General features: G+C 33.0%; 24 protein-coding genes. 9 read left to right on the forward strand and 15 right to left on the reverse strand.

What is annotated here, in order from left to right; translation table 11 throughout:
- Positions 1 to 27 precede the first annotated feature (27 nt).
- Entirely contained in the window at positions 28 to 798 is a 771-nt protein-coding gene (locus VP395_RS14085; RefSeq protein WP_346242659.1) for a hypothetical protein, read from the forward strand.
- Between the two features lie 57 nt (positions 799 to 855).
- On the opposite strand, the gene VP395_RS14090 is transcribed toward VP395_RS14085, so the two are convergent.
- The 6 genes from VP395_RS14090 to VP395_RS14115 form a co-directional block, all read right to left on the reverse strand.
- Positions 856 to 2,022 (reverse strand): sigma-54-dependent transcriptional regulator, encoded by a 1,167-nt coding sequence (locus VP395_RS14090; RefSeq protein ID WP_346242660.1) that lies wholly within the window; start codon positions 2,020 to 2,022, stop codon positions 856 to 858.
- Between the two features lie 63 nt (positions 2,023 to 2,085).
- Positions 2,086 to 3,024: a mechanosensitive ion channel family protein gene (locus VP395_RS14095; RefSeq protein ID WP_346242661.1), complete on the reverse strand. Its 939-nt coding sequence runs from the start codon at positions 3,022 to 3,024 to the stop codon at positions 2,086 to 2,088.
- A 1-nt stretch (position 3,025) separates the two neighbouring features.
- Positions 3,026 to 4,330, reverse strand: coding sequence for an ABC transporter permease (locus tag VP395_RS14100; RefSeq protein ID WP_346242662.1), 1,305 nt, complete (start codon positions 4,328 to 4,330; stop codon positions 3,026 to 3,028).
- Between the two features lie 47 nt (positions 4,331 to 4,377).
- Positions 4,378 to 5,304: an ABC transporter ATP-binding protein gene (locus tag VP395_RS14105; protein ID WP_346242663.1), complete on the reverse strand. Its 927-nt coding sequence runs from the start codon at positions 5,302 to 5,304 to the stop codon at positions 4,378 to 4,380.
- A 500-nt stretch (positions 5,305 to 5,804) separates the two neighbouring features.
- Positions 5,805 to 6,926, reverse strand: a complete 1,122-nt coding sequence (gene dnaJ / locus VP395_RS14110; protein WP_346242664.1) for a molecular chaperone DnaJ — start codon at positions 6,924 to 6,926, stop codon at positions 5,805 to 5,807.
- 9 nt (positions 6,927 to 6,935) lie between these two features.
- Positions 6,936 to 7,487, reverse strand: a complete 552-nt coding sequence (locus tag VP395_RS14115) for a nucleotide exchange factor GrpE (protein WP_346242665.1) — start codon at positions 7,485 to 7,487, stop codon at positions 6,936 to 6,938.
- A gap of 214 nt (positions 7,488 to 7,701) precedes the next feature.
- Here VP395_RS14115 and VP395_RS14120 point away from each other — a divergent pair, with 214 nt between their 5' ends.
- On the forward strand, positions 7,702 to 8,583 hold the full coding sequence (locus VP395_RS14120; RefSeq protein WP_346242666.1) for a restriction endonuclease: 882 nt from the start codon (positions 7,702 to 7,704) through the stop codon (positions 8,581 to 8,583).
- An 11-nt stretch (positions 8,584 to 8,594) separates the two neighbouring features.
- Positions 8,595 to 8,942 (forward strand): HNH endonuclease, encoded by a 348-nt coding sequence (locus VP395_RS14125; protein ID WP_346242667.1) that lies wholly within the window; start codon positions 8,595 to 8,597, stop codon positions 8,940 to 8,942.
- A gap of 25 nt (positions 8,943 to 8,967) precedes the next feature.
- On the opposite strand, the gene VP395_RS14130 is transcribed toward VP395_RS14125, so the two are convergent.
- From VP395_RS14130 to VP395_RS14140, 3 genes are all read right to left on the reverse strand, one after another.
- A complete protein-coding gene (locus VP395_RS14130) occupies positions 8,968 to 9,873 on the reverse strand; it encodes a TIGR01777 family oxidoreductase (protein WP_346242668.1) in 906 nt (301 codons plus the stop codon).
- A 178-nt stretch (positions 9,874 to 10,051) separates the two neighbouring features.
- Entirely contained in the window at positions 10,052 to 10,747 is a 696-nt protein-coding gene (mnmC2, locus tag VP395_RS14135) for a tRNA (5-methylaminomethyl-2-thiouridine)(34)-methyltransferase MnmC2 (protein ID WP_346242669.1), read from the reverse strand.
- Positions 10,748 to 10,749: 2 nt separating this feature from the next.
- Positions 10,750 to 11,214, reverse strand: coding sequence for a DUF4920 domain-containing protein (locus tag VP395_RS14140; RefSeq protein WP_346242670.1), 465 nt, complete (start codon positions 11,212 to 11,214; stop codon positions 10,750 to 10,752).
- 94 nt (positions 11,215 to 11,308) lie between these two features.
- Here VP395_RS14140 and VP395_RS14145 point away from each other — a divergent pair, with 94 nt between their 5' ends.
- Positions 11,309 to 12,376 carry a branched-chain amino acid aminotransferase gene (locus VP395_RS14145; RefSeq protein ID WP_346242671.1) on the forward strand — a complete coding sequence of 356 codons (1,068 nt, stop codon included), beginning with the start codon at positions 11,309 to 11,311 and terminating at the stop codon, positions 12,374 to 12,376.
- Between the two features lie 112 nt (positions 12,377 to 12,488).
- Here VP395_RS14145 and VP395_RS14150 read toward each other — a convergent pair whose 3' ends face one another.
- The gene (locus VP395_RS14150) at positions 12,489 to 12,875 is read right to left on the reverse strand and encodes a pyrophosphohydrolase domain-containing protein (protein ID WP_346242672.1); all 387 of its coding nucleotides are present in this window, start codon (positions 12,873 to 12,875) and stop codon (positions 12,489 to 12,491) included.
- Between the two features lie 35 nt (positions 12,876 to 12,910).
- Here VP395_RS14150 and VP395_RS14155 point away from each other — a divergent pair, with 35 nt between their 5' ends.
- Positions 12,911 to 13,096 carry a hypothetical protein gene (locus VP395_RS14155; RefSeq protein ID WP_346242673.1) on the forward strand — a complete coding sequence of 62 codons (186 nt, stop codon included), beginning with the start codon at positions 12,911 to 12,913 and terminating at the stop codon, positions 13,094 to 13,096.
- 262 nt (positions 13,097 to 13,358) lie between these two features.
- On the opposite strand, the gene VP395_RS14160 is transcribed toward VP395_RS14155, so the two are convergent.
- Entirely contained in the window at positions 13,359 to 15,395 is a 2,037-nt protein-coding gene (locus VP395_RS14160) for a dipeptidyl-peptidase 3 family protein (RefSeq protein ID WP_346242674.1), read from the reverse strand.
- A 266-nt stretch (positions 15,396 to 15,661) separates the two neighbouring features.
- On the opposite strand from VP395_RS14160, the gene VP395_RS14165 reads away from it, so the two are divergent.
- From VP395_RS14165 to VP395_RS14175, 3 genes are all read left to right on the forward strand, one after another.
- Positions 15,662 to 16,702, forward strand: coding sequence for an SRPBCC family protein (locus VP395_RS14165; protein WP_346242675.1), 1,041 nt, complete (start codon positions 15,662 to 15,664; stop codon positions 16,700 to 16,702).
- Positions 16,703 to 17,068, forward strand: a complete 366-nt coding sequence (gene crcB, locus VP395_RS14170) for a fluoride efflux transporter CrcB (protein WP_346242676.1) — start codon at positions 16,703 to 16,705, stop codon at positions 17,066 to 17,068.
- Positions 17,069 to 17,249: 181 nt separating this feature from the next.
- On the forward strand, positions 17,250 to 17,606 hold the full coding sequence (locus VP395_RS14175; protein WP_346242677.1) for a bleomycin resistance protein: 357 nt from the start codon (positions 17,250 to 17,252) through the stop codon (positions 17,604 to 17,606).
- A 160-nt stretch (positions 17,607 to 17,766) separates the two neighbouring features.
- Here the strand turns inward: VP395_RS14175 and VP395_RS14180 are convergent, their stop codons facing one another.
- Both VP395_RS14180 and VP395_RS14185 read right to left on the reverse strand, forming a co-directional pair.
- Positions 17,767 to 18,372, reverse strand: coding sequence for a DUF1684 domain-containing protein (locus VP395_RS14180; protein ID WP_346242678.1), 606 nt, complete (start codon positions 18,370 to 18,372; stop codon positions 17,767 to 17,769).
- Positions 18,373 to 18,425: 53 nt separating this feature from the next.
- Complete coding sequence (locus VP395_RS14185) at positions 18,426 to 18,869, reverse strand: Lrp/AsnC family transcriptional regulator (protein ID WP_346242679.1); 444 nt, start codon at positions 18,867 to 18,869, stop codon at positions 18,426 to 18,428.
- Positions 18,870 to 18,993: 124 nt separating this feature from the next.
- Here VP395_RS14185 and VP395_RS14190 point away from each other — a divergent pair, with 124 nt between their 5' ends.
- Complete coding sequence (locus VP395_RS14190) at positions 18,994 to 19,389, forward strand: hypothetical protein (protein WP_346242680.1); 396 nt, start codon at positions 18,994 to 18,996, stop codon at positions 19,387 to 19,389.
- Positions 19,390 to 19,479: 90 nt separating this feature from the next.
- Here VP395_RS14190 and VP395_RS14195 read toward each other — a convergent pair whose 3' ends face one another.
- Together VP395_RS14195 and VP395_RS14200 are read right to left on the reverse strand one after the other, a co-directional pair.
- The gene (locus VP395_RS14195; protein ID WP_346242681.1) at positions 19,480 to 19,617 is read right to left on the reverse strand and encodes a hypothetical protein; all 138 of its coding nucleotides are present in this window, start codon (positions 19,615 to 19,617) and stop codon (positions 19,480 to 19,482) included.
- A gap of 211 nt (positions 19,618 to 19,828) precedes the next feature.
- Positions 19,829 to 20,368, reverse strand: coding sequence for a sigma-70 family RNA polymerase sigma factor (locus tag VP395_RS14200; RefSeq protein ID WP_346242682.1), 540 nt, complete (start codon positions 20,366 to 20,368; stop codon positions 19,829 to 19,831).
- Between the last annotated feature and the right edge of the window lie 166 nt (positions 20,369 to 20,534).

Raw genomic sequence — 20,534 nt, forward strand, 5'->3', positions numbered from 1 at the left:
CCTACTTATTAACTTAACCAAACTACCATGAAAAAAATTTACTTATTTTTTCTCCTTTTTATTGTGTATTCAGAGTTTCAAGGACAAAATTCTGCGTGTGCCGATGCTGATTCAAATCTTATTTATGCCTATTCAAACGTTAAAGATGCCTACGAATCTAATAATATCCAACATTTAAAATATTATTCAGATAAGTCTTTAAAATCTTTTAGAGACGCAAAAATCAATTTAAAAAAATGCGGTTGCAATACGGCATTTGAACTGGCTTACAATGCTATGGAACTTATTGAAAAAGTTGAAAAAACAACTACCTATGAAGACGGTCGTTACTTTGTAAAAAAAGCTAAAGAAATTACTCAAAATTCAATTACTGAATTAAATAAGTACACAATTCCTAAAAATACCGAATCAGAAAAAGTTGTAACTACTACCGAAAAAGCAGGCAATGATCTAGAGGCGCTACAACAAGAAAAAGACAAATTAGAACAACAAAGGTTAGCTCTTAAGATTAAAGAAGAAGAAATACTAAAAAAGCTTGATGCTCAAAAAAGCAAAGAACTTCAATTACAAAAAGAAATACTCATAAAAGACCATAAGGCTACACTAAACCTTAATATTACAACCTGTAATAAAGTTTTAAAAACGTATGGTAGCACTTCTGAATTACCTGTTTACGATAAAAATGATACCGCTTTACTTTCAGAAAATGTTGCAGGCATTAAATCATACTATTTAAATATCACAAAAGATATAAACACGGCTTATTTAGAAAAACTAAATCTTTGTAAAATAAACTAGCTTAAAAAAACGAGTTCTTTAAAGAACTCGTTTTTTTTTTACCCTAGCATTTGAGTTTTATAATTTCGATGCAAATAATTTTACATCCGTTTCGCTTACTTCGGTTCCTCCAAGAATAATTAAGCGTTCTACTACATTACGAAGTTCACGAATATTCCCTGTCCAATCGTAATCTTGAAGTAATTTTACAGCTTTATCTGAAAATATTTTTTTAACAGTACCTTGTTCTCCTGCTATTTTTTCAGCAAAATGATTCACTAATAATGGTATATCGTCACGTCTATCATTTAAAGCGGGAACTTGTATTAAAATAACTGCTAATCGGTGATATAAATCTTCACGAAATCTGCCTTCCGCTATTTCCTTTTTTAAATCTTTGTTGGTGGCTGCAACCACACGCACATTCACTTTTATATCCTTATCACTTCCCACGCGCTGTATACGGCTTTCTTGTAACGCTCTTAAAACTTTGGCCTGAGCAGATAAGCTCATATCTCCTATTTCATCTAAAAAAATAGTACCGCTGTTGGCTGCTTCAAATTTACCAGCCCTATCTTTTACAGCACTTGTAAAAGCCCCTTTTACATGACCGAATAACTCACTCTCAATAAGTTCACTAGGTATCGCAGCACAATTTACCTCAATCATAGGACCATTGGCACGTTCACTTTTTTGGTGTAACCAATGGGCTACCAATTCTTTTCCTGTTCCGTTAGGGCCCGTAATAAGCACACGGGCATCCGTTTGTGCTACTTTTTCAATAATATCTTTAATATGAGAAATGGCAGCGCTTTCACCAATCATTTCAAAATTTTTACTGACTTTCTTTTTAAGCAGTTTATTTTCAACAACCAGTTCTTTTCTATCTAAAGCGTTACGAACGGTGTTTAAAAGTCGGTTTAAATCGGGTGGTTTCGATATATAATCAAATGCACCTATCCGCATGGTATTTACCGCCGTATCTAAATCACCATGACCAGAAATCATTACAATAGGTATTTCTGGTTTAATTTTTTTTGTACCTTCTAAAACCTCGACCCCATCCATTTTTGGCATTTTGATATCGCAAAGAATTAAATCATAATCCTCATTTTTAATTTTCTCTAAACCTGCCAATCCATCTTCGGCTTCTTCAACTTGGTACGATTCATTTTCTTCTGAAAGAATTTTAACAAGCACACGTCTTATGGCAGCTTCATCTTCAATTATTAATATTTTTGGCATATTACTTTAAATTTTTACGAGTATAAATGAAGACATCCATTCGTGTCTTTTTTAATAATGATATTAATCTTTACTTAAATTGGTATTAAACTCAGATTGTTCCAACCTTAAACTCACACTTTGATCTGGTTTTTGAATAATATGAATATCGCGTTGCGGGAAAGGTATACTAATATTGTTTTCTCTAAATAGTCGATCTATCTCAAACCTTACTTCACTTCTTATTGCGTTGGCATTGAAACTGTCTGCAATAGTAAAAACAACTTTAAAATCTAAAGAGCTATCACCAAAATTGGTAAAACGTACAGCAATATCGTCTTTATCTAGCACACTTGAAATTGAAGATGCGGCTTCTATAAGTAACTTTTTTACCAATTGTACATCGCTGCCGTAAGCTACACCAACATCAACACTTTCCCTTGTGTCTGCGCCATTTTGTGTCCAATTGTATAAACTGTTTTCTAAATATAAATGATTAGGAATTATCAACACTTTATTATCTATAGTTACAGCTCTTGTTGTTCTTAACTTTATTTCTTCAACACGTCCTACTTTACCATCTATTTCAATAATATCTCCTACGTGAACTGTTTGATCTACTAATATAAACACGCCAGAAATAATATCTTGAAACAGTGTTTGAAGCGCCAAACCAATACCTATCATTAACGCCGCAGATGCCGCAAAAACTGCTGTAACATCTACACCAACAGCATGTAAAGTCATTAGTAAAATAAGTAAATATATAAGCCATCTAAAATAGCCAAATACTACATTAAACTTCCCTTTATCATCTTCAGGAAGTTTTCTAGTAATTACTTTTAATACAAATCTTAAAACTAAGGTTGTAACAAAAATAACGGTGATAATAATCAATACATCTTTTACTGAAATACTGATTTTATCACTAAAATCATAATGCTGATTAAGGAAGGCTTTTATCTCATTCCAAAAGGAGCTCTTTTCTACAGCTTTTTCTATCTTTTCCAATTCTTGATTCATTTTAATATTTAATCCATTTTACCAACTCTTTATAACTCGGTTTTTTACCGTACATTAAAATCCCTACCCTATAAATTTTTGCTGCGAACCACACAGTAAATATAAAGGTAGCAATTAATATCAATAACGATACCAATTGTTGCCACAAAGGCACTCCAAACGGAATACGCATAAGCATAACTACTGGTGATGTTAATGGTATAAAAGAAAACACAACCGAAATTGTTCCGTGCGGGTCTTCTACAACTGTAAAAATGCCTATGTAAACTGCTAAAATTAACGGCATAATTATGGGCAACATAAACTGTTGCGTATCGGTTTCGTTATCAACTGCAGCGCCAATAGCGGCATAAAATGAACTATACAACAAATAACCTCCAATAAAAAATAGCACAAATGCTATTATTAAATTAGCCAAAGGAAGGTTATAAAATGCATTAATTACATCTTGAACTTGCATATTCAATTCTGGGTTAGTCATAGCTTGCTCCACCATATCTTGCTGGGGTGTTTGTAAATTTACACCAAAGAAAAAGGATACAATACTTAACAAAACTCCGCCAATAATAAGCCAAATAACAAACTGAGTGATACCCGCTAGTGAGGTTCCTATAATTTTACCAAGCATCAATTGTATTGGTTTTACAGATGAAATAATAACCTCAATAATTCTACTGGTTTTTTCTTCAATCACACTGCGCATTATCATATTGCCATAAATAATAATGAACATAAATAACAAATACCCAGCTGCACCACCAAAAGCGAGTTTCATCACGCTGTCTATTTTAGATGTTTTTTCACCAGCAAAACTTTCTTGTGCAATGCTAATGTTTATTTTTGAAGCATTAATCATAGCTACATCCACCCCGTTTTCTTGAAGTTTTATGTCGGTAAGTTGATACTCTAATTTGTTTTCTAAATCTGAAATTAAAGAAAGAGACGGCGATTCTTCCGAATAAAACTTAATATGGTTTGAAACATCATCAATCGAACTGGGCTTATCTACATATAACAAACCAACCGACCCCGTTTCTTCAGTCAACTTTTTAGCATCTTTAAGCGACATATTTTCTAGAACATGATACGTTGTGTGCTCGGTGTTTTCAAAGATATCTTTAACAAACCCCGATTCGTCCAACACAGTAATAACACGAACTTTATCGTTATTTAATTGCGATAAATAAGCCACTACCAATATAAGTACAATCATTATAAGCGGACTTAAAATAGTCATCACTACAAACGATTTGTTTTTAACCTTCGTTAAATATTCGCGTTTTATTATAAGTGGTAAATGGTTCATTGTTGGGTTATTGGTTATGGGTGTTAGGTTTTAACGATTACTAATTGTTAATTGTTTTTTACGGTTTGAATAAAAATATCGTTTACACTTGGTATCAATTCTACAAAATGAGATACGTTGCCTTTTGCAGCTAAAAAGTTTAATAAATCGTTCGGTTTATCCCTTCCATTAAGTTTGATGTTCAGTTTTAAATCGTCTTCCAAAGTTTTGAAATTGGCTAACGACACATCAAATTTTTGTGATAATTCAGCTTTTAGGGCTTCATTATTGGTTGTATGAATACCTACTTCAAAGGTGTTTATTTTATATTGACGTTTAATGTCGATTAATTTTCCGTCTAGGATTTTGTTCGATTTGTGTATTAAAGCGATATCGTCACACAACTCTTCAACCGATTCCATACGGTGTGTTGAAAAAATAACCGTAGCACCATCTTCACGCAAACGTAAAATTTCATCCTTAATTAAATTGGCATTAATAGGGTCAAAACCAGAAAACGGTTCATCAAAAATTAATAGTTTTGGTTGATGCAATACCGTTACGACAAACTGTATTTTTTGCGCCATACCTTTTGATAGCTCCTGAATTTTTTTGTTCCACCAATCGCCAATTTCTAAACGCTCGAACCAATATTTTAAGCGCTCTTTTGCTTCGGCTTTACTCAAACCTTTTAATTGGGCTAAATAAAGGGCTTGCTCGCCTACTTTCATGGTTTTATAAAGCCCTCGCTCTTCTGGCAAATACCCAATATCTTTTATATGTGCTGAGTTAAGCAATGCACCATCCAAATGCACCGTACCAGAATCTGGCATGGTAATTTGATTAATAATACGTATTAAAGTTGTTTTTCCTGCGCCATTAGGACCTAACAACCCAAAAATACTGCCTTTAGGAACCGAAATAGATACATTGTTAAGGGCTTTAAAGTTTCCAAAATTTTTAGAAACTTGGTTAACTTCTAATAAGTTACTCATGTGTGTTTTTCAATTGACTTGTAGATTGTAAAGATATTAAATGTTAAAACAGTAAGTAAACGATTTGTGTAGAATTTATGAATATCTCTTTTTGATGTACCCACGAATACGCAAATGTTTTTATAGGTTATGTGTTATATTAAACTTGCTGAAATCACTCTTTTTTGAAGTCTTCGACAGGCTCAGACTAACATTTAGGTTCTAATTTGCTATAAATTTGAAGAAAAAAGGCTTTCAATTGATTTTCATTATTTGCACCTAAATTTTTAAGCACAAAATATTCGTGTATTCGTGGCAAAATAAACGGCTTGCATTAAAACAAAACCCACCCTTAAAAAAGATTAAGGATGGGAAAAAAATTGCTATGAAAAAGAAAAATTATCACTAAAATTGTTTAGTGATAAACCAAATATATGTTTTTTTTTCTAAAAACCCTTAAAACTAAACAGGAACTTTTAAAAAAAATAATCGATTACCTTAAATTTCTTTTATCACTTATATTATGAGAACATGTCTTTTACTTTTTCAAAAAAAGATTTATCGGTACTATCTGGTTTAGGTGCAAAATGTTCGTCATTCTGCATGGCTTCAAAAAACTCACGTTGTTGTTTGCTTAACGTTTTTGGTGTCCAAACATTTACATGCACCAATAAATCGCCTCTACCATAACCATTTATACTTGGTATTCCTTTTCCGCGTAAGCGTAAAATTTTACCCGATTGTACCCCAGCTTCTACTTTTATACGCACTTTTCCTGTTACGGTATCAATCTCTTGTGACGTTCCTAAAACAGCATCTGGATAGCTTACATACAAATCGTAATGTAAATTATCGCCTTCACGCTGTAGTTTTTCGTGTTGTTCTTCCTCAATTACCACAATAATATCACCTGAAACACCATTTCCCGGTGCTTCATTTCCTTTTCCAGATACTTTAAGTTGCATCCCATCTACCACACCCGCAGGTATTTTGATAGAAACCGTTTCTTCTGAAACTTTCAAACCTTGTGCATCGGCATCGGCAGGTTTTTTATCAATAGTTTGTCCAGCACCACCACACACATTACAGGGTGCCGATGTTTGCATTCTACCTAAAATAGTATTTGCTATACGTGTAACTTGTCCAGAACCATGACAGGTAGAACAGGTTTTATAGGTAGTTCCTGGCGCTTGAACTTTACGTTTTACTTTTATTTTTTTCTCGACACCATTAGCAATTTCCTCTAAAGTAAGTTTTACGCGAATACGTAAATTGCTTCCTTTAACACGGCGTTGGCCACCGCCTCCGCCAAAACCGGAAAAGCCGCCACCAAAGCCACCACCGCCAAAAATATCACCAAACTGACTGAATATGTCTTCCATATTCATGCCACCACCGCCATAACCGCCGCCACCATTTTCAAAGGCTTGGTGTCCGTATTGGTCGTATCGTGCTTTTTTATTTTCATCACTTAAAATCTCGTAAGCTTCAGCCGCTTCTTTAAATTTAGCTTCTGCATCTTTATTATCGGGATTTTTATCGGGGTGAAATTCAATTGCTTTTTTTCTATAAGCTTTTTTTATTTCGGCAGTACTTGCTCCTTTGCTAATACCTAATATGTCGTAATAATCTCTTTTAGCCATGGTTTTGTTTTATTGTCCTATTACTACTTTAGGAAAACGAATTACCTTCTCGCCCAGTTTATAGCCTTTTTCTATAACGTCTATAATTTTTCCTTTTAAATCGTCAGTTGGTGCAGGTATTTGGGTAATTGCTTCGTGGTTATCCGCATTAAATAGGTCGCCTTTTTCAACAGCCACTACTTTAAGTCCTTTTTGCTCTAGCGTGCTTACCAATTTGTTATAAATTAACAACACACCCTTACGTAAGGCTTCTGATTCTTTATCTTCGTCAATATGACTTAATGCGCGTTCAAAATCGTCTAAAACTGGCAATAAAGTTTTTATAACGTCTTCACTTGCTGTTGAAAATAACTCGATACGCTCTTTCGAGGTACGGCGTTTATAATTTTCAAACTCGGCAAATAAGCGTAAAAACTTATCTTTTTCTTGTTTTAACTCACTTTGAAGTTTTTCTTCAACCGTTTGTTCTTCAACAACTTGTTCTTCTACTTCAACCGTTTCACTTTGTACAGCATCTAATTGCTCCTTTTCTATATCGTTTGTTTTATCCTTTTTACTCATTGTTGTATCTAAATTTTTATACAAATACTTAATTTGGTTGGCAAAAGTACTGCCATTATTGTGAAAATGTCATAATGTCATTAAAATATTTTTATGTTTTTTGATTTTGAATAGTTGAGTTTGTGGGAAATAAATGATAAATTCGTTTCGCAGTTAGAAATGGTTAATTAAAAATGACCATGTATTAGAGTTGTACCTAATTAAAAACATCCTAATGGAGATACCAAAATTTCACGAAACCTTTATACCAATATTAAAAGTCTTAGAAAACGGTAAAACACTTCAAGCAAGAGACATGTATAAAAAGGTTATTGACCAATTTTATTCAGGACTAACAAAAGAACAACTAGAAGAAAAAACAAAGAGTGGTGACATTCTGATAATCAATAGAATCGCATGGGGTAAATCTTATCTTAAAAAGGGAGGATACATAGAATTCCCAAAAAGAGGATATGTTCAAATTACTGAAAAAGGAAAAAATCAAAGTTCAACTAAATTAACATTAAGTCAGGTTGAAAGTTCCGATAGTTTTTTAGAATTCTATAATGAAGAAAATCCAAAACATGATTCAACACCTTCACAAATATCAAATGCTTCACCTCAAGATTTAATAGACGAAGGATTCAATTCCATAGATATTCAAGTCAAGGACGAATTACTTGAAAAACTTAAAACTATTGATCCTTTTTACTTTGAAAAAGTTATACTTATCCTACTAAAAAAAATGGGGTATGGAGACTTTGTAGAAACTTCAAAAACTGGTGATGGTGGTATTGACGGAATAATTAATGAAGACAAACTAGGACTGGACAAAATTTACATTCAAGCAAAAAGGTATGGAGAGAACAAGGTCCGCGAAAAGGATATTAGAAACTTTATAGGTGCAATGAGCGGAGATACTCAAAAAGGTGTTTTCGTAACTACATCAACTTTTGACACAGGTGCTATTAAAAAAGCAAATGATGCACACCATACAATAATTTTAATCGATGGCATAAAACTGGTCGATTTAATGCACCAATACAATGTTGGAGTTCAAGTTAAAACTGTTTATGAAGTTAAAGAACTTGATAATGATTTCTTTGATGGAGAATAAAAAAAAACACAATGGCAAATAGATGGGGTATTCCTAAAGATGTAAAAGATTTTGTGAAAAATAGAGATAAAAACTGTGTTTTCTGCAGTATTGAATTCACTAATAACAATGAATCTCGAAAATCAAAGCCGTCTTGCGAGCATATTATTAACGACATTAGAATAAATGGAATAGAGAATATTTCACTTTGCTGCATGTCGTGTAATTCTAGTAAAGGAGCTAAACTTCTAGACAATTGGCTGCTTAGTGATTATTGCAAAAAAAACAAAATCACTAAAGATACTGTCGCCATTGTTGTGAAAGAGGCTATTAAAAATCCACCTAAACGAAAGCAACTATGCACTTCAGTAAATGGATAAGACATTAAACAAACCATTCCTAAAACTACCCCAACAAATCCTCCAAAGCAGGTTGTAAATGGTGGTATTCAAAATAAAAACCTTTGTCCTCTATTTTTTTTGAACTGACACGTTGGCTGTCAAACAGCAAAGTATGCATATCGCCTAAAATCAGTTTCATAAAAAACCTGGGGATATTTGGTAAAAAAAGCGGTTTTCCTAAAGTAATGGCGATGGTTTTTGTGAGCTCCTGGTTTGTTACTGGGCCAGGTGCCACTGCATTATAAACACCTTCTAATTGGTACTTTAATACATATAAAAATAGTTGAGCCAAATCGGCAATATGTATCCACGATTGCCATTGCTTGCCATCACCAAAGGCAGCTCCTACTCCATATTTAATAGGTTTAATCATTTCGGATAGTGCGCCTCCTTTGTTGGATAGTACCAAGCCTATTCTAATTTTAGACACTGTAATATTTAAACTTAAGAAAGCATCTACTTCCTGTTCCCAAACTTGCACAACACCACTTAAAAATGATCGATCAAAATCTTTAAAAGTTTCATCGTAATAATTAATCAACGAATCTGGATAAATACCAATAGCACTTGCTGAAATTATTTGTTTTACTGTATGTTCAATCGATTTCAAACTATTAACTAGTAGCTGTGTTGTTTCTTTTCGGCTTGAAATAATCTCTTTTTTGTAAGCTGAAGTCCAACGTTTTGAAACCGTGGCGCCTGCTAAATGAATGATTGCATGGACGTCTTTAAAACAATCCAGATCAATTTTTTGCTGTTTGGGGTTCCAATAAAAACCTTGTGTTTTATCCGATTCGTTTAATTTAGATTTACTGGTTGTTAAGTAATTTACAGCAATAGCTTTTTCATGGCAAAGTTTTACAATCTCTTTCCCAATTAGTCCCGTCGCCCCTGTAATTAAAACCCGCATTTTCAATTTTTTATTTAAAGTTACAAAACGAGATGGCTATTGCCTATGGTTTTGTATTAGGTTTAACAGAATGGTTGATAATTGAAAAAGTTACAAAGAGACAAAGACGCAAAGTCACTAAGTAAAAACTTACCATAATTTATAAGCAAAAACTGCTTACTGTTACTGAAAACCGAGTTTATTTAGTAGCGCGTAACATTTCCCGTTTACCCGGTGGCCCAGGGAGTTTTTCAACTAGAAATCCAACAGCTTGCATAGCACGACGCACACTTCCTTTTGCGGCGTAGGTTACTAACACACCGTTTTCTTTTAAGGCATCATACATTTTTTGGAAGATAGTTTCTGTCCATAATTCGGGTTGAACGCGGGCACCAAAGGCATCAAAATAAATAAGATTGTATAATTCTTCGTCTGCTATTTCTGAAAAAAATCGATTTTGTTTGGTTAGTGAAAAGTTATTGGAAATAGTATGTTGCGCTTCCCAAGACACTTCGTGCATGGTTTTAAAAAGTGCTTCGTTTGTTTCGACTTTTAACTGGGTTGGGTAGTTAAGCTGCTTAATTTCGTTCATTGCAACTGGGTAGCCTTCAACACCAACATAATCAATTTTAATTTTTGATTTTTCAGCTTCAAGTAAGGTTATAAAAGCGTTTAAACCTGTGCCGAAACCTATTTCTAGAATTTTTATTTCATGGTCAACCTCTCGACTGCGCTCGAGGTGACATTCCGGACTACAATAATAATGCAACCCATGTTTTATAAACACATGATACGCTTCTTGTATGGCTCCGTGCTTGGAGTGGTATTGTTCATCCCATTCTGGCAAGTGAATGGTTGACGAACCGTCGGCGGTAATAACAACTTTTCTTTCCAATTCTATTGTTGTATTAAAACGCCATCAGCTTCAAAAGAAAAGCTTCTTTTGGGTTGGGTGATACTTTCAATTTCTTCAATTGTTTTTCCTGCATCTTCAGCATAGTGGCGCTTTTCATTAACCGAAAACTCCTTTACAAACGCTTTTCCGTTTACAATCACTTCTTTTCCCGCTATGTCTTTTGGTACAAAAAATCCGTAATCTTTAAATTTTACCATCACTTCATTCCCATTTTCTAAATTTAAAGTCATCCAACAACCTTTTGCCTGACAAACATCAATCACTTTTGCTTTCATTTTAATATTCATGCTATCTCCAACTTGCATGGACTTGTAATAGGGTGCCATAGAGAAAACGTCCATAGTTTTAGCCACAGTAATTTGTTTACCAAAAGACTGGTATGAGTCTTTATTTTTACAAGAATAAACCAAAAACAAGCAAAATATTGCGAATAATAGTTGTTTCATGGAATAAAGTTTAATTTTTAAACGATTTGTTGTAAATATACCGCTTTTTTAAAAACGATTTTACTTAAATTTGTAACATAAAATAACAAGATTTATGAACTCTATAATCAATGACATCGAGATTATAAAAGCGAAAACTACCAAAATAAATGAGGTAGATTTTGATAATTTGGCTTTTGGAAGTGTATTTTCAGACCATATGCTTGAATGTAATTTTAAAGACGGTAAGTGGGAAGCACCAAAAGTGATTCCGTACCAAGCCATTACTTTAGACCCTTCTGCTAAGATTTTCCATTACGGACAATCTGTTTTTGAAGGTATGAAAGCATATAAAGATGCCAATGAAGATGTCTGGTTATTCCGTCCGTTAGAAAATTTCAAACGTTTGAATATTTCATCTAAACGTTTAGCAATTCCTGAATTACCGGAAAGCTATTTTATGGAGGGATTAAAAACCTTATTAGAAGTTGATAAAGATTGGATTCCTAAAAACGAAGGAAGTTCGTTATATATACGTCCATTTGTTTTTGCATCAGGAAACGGATTTCATGCATCGCCTGCCAATGCGTATAAATTCATTATTTGTACGGCTCCTTCTGGCGCCTATTTTTCTGGAAAAGTAAAGGTTTTAATTGAACAAACCTATTCACGTTCTGCTAACGGTGGCGTTGGTTTTGCTAAAGCTGGTGGTAACTATGCCGGACAGTTTTACCCAACGCAACTAGCTGTTGAAAAAGGCTACCATCAAGTTATTTGGACTGACGATACCACCCATGAATATATTGAAGAAGCGGGTGCTATGAACATATTTGTGCGTATAAACGATACACTTATAACCGCTCCAACTAGCGATAGAATTTTAGATGGTATTACCCGAAAAAGTATTATTGAATTGGCTAAAGCCGAAGGCATTAACGTTGAAGTTAGAAAACTATCGGTACACGAAGTTGTTGAAGCTGCTAAAAACGGCACTTTAAAAGAAATGTTTGGAGCAGGAACTGCAGCCGTTATTTCACCAATTTCTGGATTTGGCTACAAAGATACCGATTACGATTTACCTGAATTAACCGATACTTATGCGAGCTATTTAAAGAAACGTATTACCGATATTCAAACCAATAAAGTTGAAGACCCGTTTGGGTGGCGCTATAAATTGGATTAAATATTTAAGGATACATAGAAATTTAAAAAGAGAAGCGTTTGGCTTCTCTTTTTTATTACCGTAAAAATTATGTGATTCTGAAACAAGTTCAGAATGATGATAACCCACTATTTTATTTATCTAAAATAGATGCAATATTTGGTTTAAAGTAATTGGGGCCTTTTAGCACTTTGCCATCTTCTCTGTAAATAGGTTGACCGTTTGCACCCAACTTACTCATATTACTGCGCTGTATCTCGTCAAACACTTCTTCAATTTTATACTGCATACCGTGTTCTATAATGGTACCGCATAAAATATAAAGCATATCACCTAGGGCATCGGCAACTTCAACCAAATCGTTATTATTTGCTGCTTCTAAATACTCTTCGTTCTCTTCTTTCATCAAATTAAAACGTAAGGTATTTTTCTCTATACCTAAATCGGCTTTTGGAGTTTCACTATGTCCTATTTTAAATGCCGTATGAAATGCTTTTACGGCGTCTATTTTATTTTTCATTTTATAATTACTTATTTTTGCATAAAAATAGCTATATGTTTAGTAAAGGTCAAATCATTTTCGGAGTTTTATTTTTTATTGTATTTGCCATTGTTATTGGCTACACGTACCGAAAAGATTTAAAACTACACAAACGTTTTTATGCCGGTAGTATTTGGATTTTAATTGCCTTTATTGGTTTTATTGGATTGATTTCTGCCATTAAGTTTATTTTTAAGTGATATTTTTTTATAAAAAAGTCTTTTTCCATACTAGGAAAAAACATTTTTATCATGTTTTATAATTAGTTTAATAATTTGACGCAACCTTTTTTTAAATCGTGCATCTAATAAACAACTAACATAACTAAAATCATGAATATTATTCTTATTATCAGTGCTCTTATAGTTGTAAACCTTATTCTTTTGGTATTTAGTGTAAATAAAAAAACAGAACCTTGATTAAGATTCTGTTTTATAGTTTAATTGCTATTTTATACTCTTATTAGTTTACTTCTGGCAAGAAATTATATTTTTTACCATAATCTAACATTTGTTCTACGAATGTTTTAGGCTGCTCTACACGCACTTCAATTATTTCACCAGCTGCGTTTGTTTTTGCAACCAACACAGGATTTACATAACCAGTGTATGGTGCCGACTTAAATTGTTTATTACGCTCTAATATTTCAGCGTGAATATTTTGATTTACTTTTACTCCATAATTTTCAACCAACGCTTCAGCAGCTTTATAATCACCTTCAGATTTTATACGTTGTGTTTCGCGCAATAATTCACCAAAAAGCTCACGAAGTTTCAAATAGTCATTTATATTATAATAAGTTTTTCCGTTTCGGTTTATTTTCTCAATAACATTATTTGCTTTTCCATTTTCAAAAACCCAAGCTGAAATCCATTGTCTGTTTCGCATGTGCGCCTCTTCAACATCATCACCTAAATTCAATCGAATTAATTGCATTAGTAATCCATTTCGAATATAAGAATCATAAGCAGCCATTCCTGCCTTTTGCCAATCATCTACCAAACCAAGTTCTTGTAGTTTTGGGTCGTATTGATAGTAGAGTGCCACTAAATCGGCACGACCTTCTTCTAGAGTTGAAGCATAATTTTTAAGGGTTTCCTTAGTTTCTCCAACACCTGGATTTAATTGACCCGAGGCATGCCCAACAACTTCATGCAACGCAGTATGTAATTTCTCAGCCAATTCTCCGTAAGCTTCATATAACCCCAGTTCTTCTTGATCGTTTACAAATTCTTTTAATCTATTTGAACTTCCTGCATGGTTACTAGCAGCTACAATATTCCCTAAAGAAACAGATTTACTCCCCACAGCAGCACGAATCCAATTGGCATTTGGTAAGTTTACACCAATAGGTGTACTTGGTGATGCATCACCAGTTTCTCCGGCAACATTTACAACTTTATAGGTTACTCCAACTACTTTTTTCTTTTTATGAGCTTCCATAAGCGGGGAATTGTCTTCAAACCACTGTGCATTATCCGAAACAACTTTCATCTTTTTAGACATATCAAAATCTTTGATTTGCACTATGGTCTCATACGAACCCCTATAACCTAAAGGGTCGCTGTAAACTTCAATAAAACTGTTTATGTAATCTATATTGCCTTCGGTAGCTGCTGTCCACGCAACATTATAATCGTCCCAAGTTTGCAAATCGCCTGTTTTGTAATATTCAATTAGCAAACCTAACGCATTACCTTGCGCCTCGTTTTCAGCAACACCTTTTGCCAGTTCCAGCCATTTAATAATTTCATCTATAGCCGAACCGTACAATCCTCCAGATTTATAAACTCGTTCTTTTAAAATACCATTTTCTTTTACCAATTGTGAGTTTAAACCAAAAGACCAAGGTTTGCTTGGGTCTGGAGATTTTTTTGATGCATAAAAGGTTTCAACATCTTTATTGGTTACTCCTTCTCCATAAAAATTAACTGCGGATAGCGCTACATTATCAACCCCTTTAGCCTGATTTACTTTTTTAGCATCCAAATTGTTGAAAATAACATCAAACGCTTCACCTTCTAAAACCGTATTTGTTTCAGTTAGTATTTGCTTTAAGTAGTCGGACGAAAACTCCGGTTTTATTTTATCGTTTGAATAATGGTGATGAATACCATTACTAAACCAAACCCGTTTTAAATAAACCTCAAAAGCATTCCAGTTTTCAGTTGTTTTATCACCGTTATAATTAGTATAAACATTTTCTAAAGCTTTTCTAATTTTAAGATTGTGCTTATAGTTTTGGTCCCAAATAATATCGCGCCCAGACAGACCTGCTTGGGTTAAATAATATACCAGTTTTTGTTCCTTTAAAGTTAAATTTTCCCAACCTGGAATTTGATAGCGTAATACTTTAATATCAGCAAATTGGTCAACATTATATTCAAACGCTGGTTCATTTACTTTTAATTCTTCCTTATTTTCTTTAGATTTATCATTTCCGCAAGAAAATACAAGTGCCCCAATAAGCACAAAACTCAATATTGATTTTAGTTTCATTTGTTCGTATTAATTATTCTTATAAAAAAACTATAAATATTCAACCTTAATTATTGACTACACTTATTTAAGCTGATTTAATTATTGAATATTTATTTTTTAAAGTGCAAATGTAATAATTTATTAACGAGAATTTAAAATTGTTTATCTTTGATTCACATCTTTTCAAAAAAAGTAAAATGAAACATCTATTAAAAAATTTTAATACAAAAGAAAATGATTAAATAGATGTAACATGTGACCATTAAAAAAATAAAAACAAACACATGAAAGCTTTTAAGTATATCGCATTTTTATTATTAATAGCCATTATAGGTACCTCTATATACATTTCCGTACAACCTAACACGTTTGAAGTTAGTAGAACACGAAACATAAAGGCGCCTGCTGCTGTTATTTATAGCAATGTTATCGATTTTAAAAACTGGAAAGATTGGTCGTCTTGGGTGGAAGCAGATCCCGATATGAAAATAACACTCCCTAAACAAACCAAAGGTGTTGGAGGTTCTTACTCTTGGGAAGACAAAGATGGTATTGGCACTATGAAAACTTTAGAAGCCGTTGCAAATAAATACATAAAGCAACAAATGCAATTTGCAGACTTCCCTACTTCTGAAATTATTTGGGATTTTAAACATAATACGAATGGCAGTACGGATGTTACTTGGACCATTTCTGGTAAAGATTTACCTTTTGGCTTTAAAGCCTATAGCATTTTTACAGGTGGCATGGAAAAACAAATTGCCCCACACTATGAACGAAGTTTAGAAAAACTAGACAGCATTATTGTTGCCGAAATGAAAAAATACAGCATCACCGTAAATGGCATTACAAACCACAGTGGTGGTTACTACTTATACAATACCACTTCTTGTAAAATAAGCGAGTTAGAAAGCAAAATTCAAGAAATGCTCCCTAAAGTTGGAAAATATGCTTTAAAAAATCACATAACATTAGCTGGCACACCATTTATAAATTATATTAAATGGGATGAAGATAACAATGCTGTTATATTTTCGTGCTGTGTACCAACCACCGAACAAGTTATTACCGCTGAAGGAGACGACATACTTACCGGAAAAATGGAGAGTTTTAAAGCTGTTAAAACAACACTAAAAGGAAATTACAGCCATTTAAAAGAAGCTTGGGAAACCGCCATGGCATATATTCCTAAAAATGGTTTTGAGTTTACCGAAAATGGCCCTATGATTGAAACTTACTTAACAGATCCAACAAAAACACCAAATCCTGCTGATTTGGTTACCGAAATTTATATCGCCGTAAAGGAAAAAGATACCATTGAATAAATGAAGAGTATTTTACTAGTTTTTTTTGGAGGCGGTTTTGGCAGTGTACTGCGCTATATTATTGGAAAATATTTGAACAATCCTGAAAACGGCCTTCCTTATGGCACCTTTCTAGCAAACATTTTAGGTAGTTTACTTATTGGAATCATATTAGGTCTGGCGACAAAAAGCGATACACTTTCGCAAAACCAAACCCTACTACTTGCCACAGGGTTTTGTGGTGGTTTTACAACCTTTTCAACTTTTGCTTACGAAAACCATGTGTTTTTAAAATCGGGCGATTTTTTAAGTTTTGCTATTTACACCATTGCCAGTTTTGTAATTGGCTTTTTAGCGGTGTTTTTGGGAATGTTTTTGGTAAAATAGATCTTGACTTTGTCAGAAAAAATTTTAACTTCTTTTAACTTTGGATATAAAACATTAAAATATTTCATATCCTTGTAGTTGGCGGTCATTTAAGACAAATCGTCTAAAATCAAAAATATGACGAATATTAAACCTGACTAGAATAATAAAATATTGGAATTAAAACCATATTGGAATTTATATGCTATTAGATATCAATCCGAAATTACCGATGCGTGACAAAAATGTAACGCGGGAATTTTACTCAAACCAATTGGGATTTAATCAATTTGGAAGTGCTGACTTTGATGGCTACTTGATGATGGAAAAAGAAAAAATCCAAATTCACTTTTTTGACTTTAAAGAACTTGACCCGAAAGAAAATTATGGGCAAGTTTATATTAGGACTGACGACATTGACGGATTTTATAAATCATTATTGGAAAAACAGACTGAAATTCATCCAAATGGAAAACTGGAAATCAAACCTTGGGGTCAAAAGGAATTTTCAATTCTTGACCCAGACAGCAATCTATTGACATTCGGACAAAATATTTAGAAAAAAAACGAACTTCAAACAATGACTCTAAATAATTGCTTGTTCTCAGTTACATTGGAAATTCCTCAGAAATTTCCAACTTGCCGTGTACTTGTAAAGTTAAGGGCGAAACCACGCAACTACTCATAGTCGAGACCGGTTAAACGAACTCATTTAAATCTCAATGCTTCCCAAAAGCCTTCACTCCTGCTTCAATTCTGGTTTTTAAATAATTTTCTCGGGGTACAATAGGGCAAGAATATTTGTCGTTATAGGCACAGTACGGATTATAGGCTTTATTAAAATCTATTTCCATAGTATCGCCTTTGGGTATTCTGGCATCTATATAACGTCCACCACCGTAACTTTCCAATCCGTTGGTTTCATCTAAAAAAGGTAGAAATAAATAATCTTCGTAACCTTCTCGTTCCATTAAATCTTTACCTTGATATATATTTAATTGGTACGATTTTCCTTTTAATTTAAAAGTTAGAACTCCATAAACACGCTCTTTGGAAACGCGGTCGGTAGTCGTCTTCATATTGAAATATGCTGTATTAGGAGTCCGTTTTAAAATAGCTGTAACGACGTAAGAAGTATCAAACTTAAAAAAATCCAAGCCTTCAAAATGCTTTCTGTCTTTATCTTTTAACGGCGACGTTGTGGCATCTTTATATTCAGCATTTAATTCTCGTTGAAATTCGGTTTCACCTTGTATTGCCTTTTTATTTTGGGCACAACTTACAAAGCAAATTATAAATATTAATAAAGTTATTAATGGTTTCATTCAAAACATCATTTAAATTAAAAAGTACAACTTACAATTATTTCTATAATTATTTACTTTACAGGCTTCACTTCTTTATAGCGTATTACATGAGACAGTACTATTTGTGTCTTAGTCTCACCATAAATAATAAGCTGATCTATAAAGGTTTCTAAGTGTTTTTGATTTTTTAAAAGCACTTCCATCACTATATTTTCATTACCAGTAATTCTGTAGCAATTTAAAACTTCATCATAGGTCTTTACTTTTTCCAAAAACGGTTTCAATTTACCAATAAATGCGTGTAAAGTAATAATGGCTTTCAATTGGTAACCCATATCCAAAGGAGAAACCACCGTTTTGTACCCTACTATAATGCCCGCATCTTCCATTCTTTTTATACGTTCTGAAACCGCTGGCGAACTAATACCCACTTGCCTACCAATTTCGGCATTAGATTGTCGCGCATTTTCCTGCAAACACTTCAAAATCTTCCAGTTAAGCATATCTAAATTCATATTCAAAGGAAATTGATTGGAATAAATTAAATTTTAAAGTAAATATACTCATTTACTTTAAAACAAAAAGTAGTTTATGGATTCTTGTGAGTAATTTTGATACAGTTGCTAAGAAAAAAAGAATATGCTATCTAATACCCCATCAAACCTATCGGAATTACCGATATATAAAAAAGCAATTGAGATATTTGCCTTATCTCAAAACATCTCTATGTACTTAAACCATGATTTGTCTGCATTAAAAAGTGATGGTACTGAGGATTCTAACATTTATTTTTCAGGGGACATCGTTCAGCAATCGGTATCATTAGCTCCAGAAATTGTTAATGCCGAATTAGAGCGTTACACCGATAGAAAGCACAAACACATTGCGTCTTTAAGACGTCTTACAAATAAGCTTTACAAAAATTCGTATCGCTTAGAACATTCTAACAGCAACGGAAAAGACTTCTTACCAATTTTACGTAGCGAATTAAAAAAGTTTAAACAATTGCAACGCAGTTGGATGCTTACTTTGTAATTGGTTATACACACCCTTCTATTTTAGATAAAAAAAATCCCTGTATTTTAATACAAGGATTCTAAAAAAACAAATGAGAGTCTTGTTTTTTTAATCTAAAAACAGTGTGTTATTATAGCATATTAAAGTTTCTATTTCAAAATATCTTTCAGATTTAATGATGTTTATTAACCAATCTAAATGATTTTTTGATTTTCTCTTGAAATTGTATCTAAGTGTAGTTTCCATAGGTGTAAATTTTAATTATTTGGGTAAATCGTGTTTAACAACTATCATAAACAGGATAAAATTACACCGTGAATTGGTAGTGAAAAAATTTCTTAAAGAATATTAGTTCAAGGGGTTACATAAGCCTATAAGCGGTTTTAATATGCAAAAAAAAACGATGAATAAACTTTATGAAAAGCCTATTCATCGCATTAATTATTTAACCTAAATACTAATGGCACACTTTACATTCCTCTTTATCTCTAATTTCACCAACCAGATAGCCTGTATCGCTCACTTTAAAATCACAACAATCTATAAAACCTTGTGCAATTAATTTTCTACCACGTTGTATTTGAGATTTTATGGTAGGCAATGGCAAATGTAATTGTTCAGAAATTTGACGTTGCTTTTTACCTTGAATATCCGATAAAAACAAAGGATCTCTATATTTCTTAGGTAAACTTTTAATGATGCCCCTTAAACAGTCTTCTTTGGTATGTTCTAATTTTTGGTCTTCAAAATGCATATCAACTTCTGAAATTTCATAGGTGATATTGTTATTTCTGAAATAATCTAAAACGGTATAGCGTGCAATTGAAAACAACCAAGACTTTAATTTATCTTCATCTTTTAAGGTATTCAGTTTAGTATGTACTTTTATGAAGGTTTCCTGAAGTAAATCATCTGCCACAACGGCATCCTTCACCTTACTTAATATAAAGTGCTTAATATCATTTGAATAGGAATTCCAAATCTCTTGAGTTTGCATATCTACAATTATAAACAGTGTATACTTTAGTATAAAGTTACTAAAATAAACACTGTTACTTTTCAAATTAAAACAAACTTAACAGTTACAATTACTGCAAGTACAGTTTTCGCATGTACAATTTTCACATTGTCCATTTTTACAGCTTTCGCAATTACATGTGCAT

It is taken from the genome of Mariniflexile soesokkakense (assembly GCF_039650365.1).
GTDB classification, from domain to species: domain Bacteria; phylum Bacteroidota; class Bacteroidia; order Flavobacteriales; family Flavobacteriaceae; genus Mariniflexile; species Mariniflexile soesokkakense.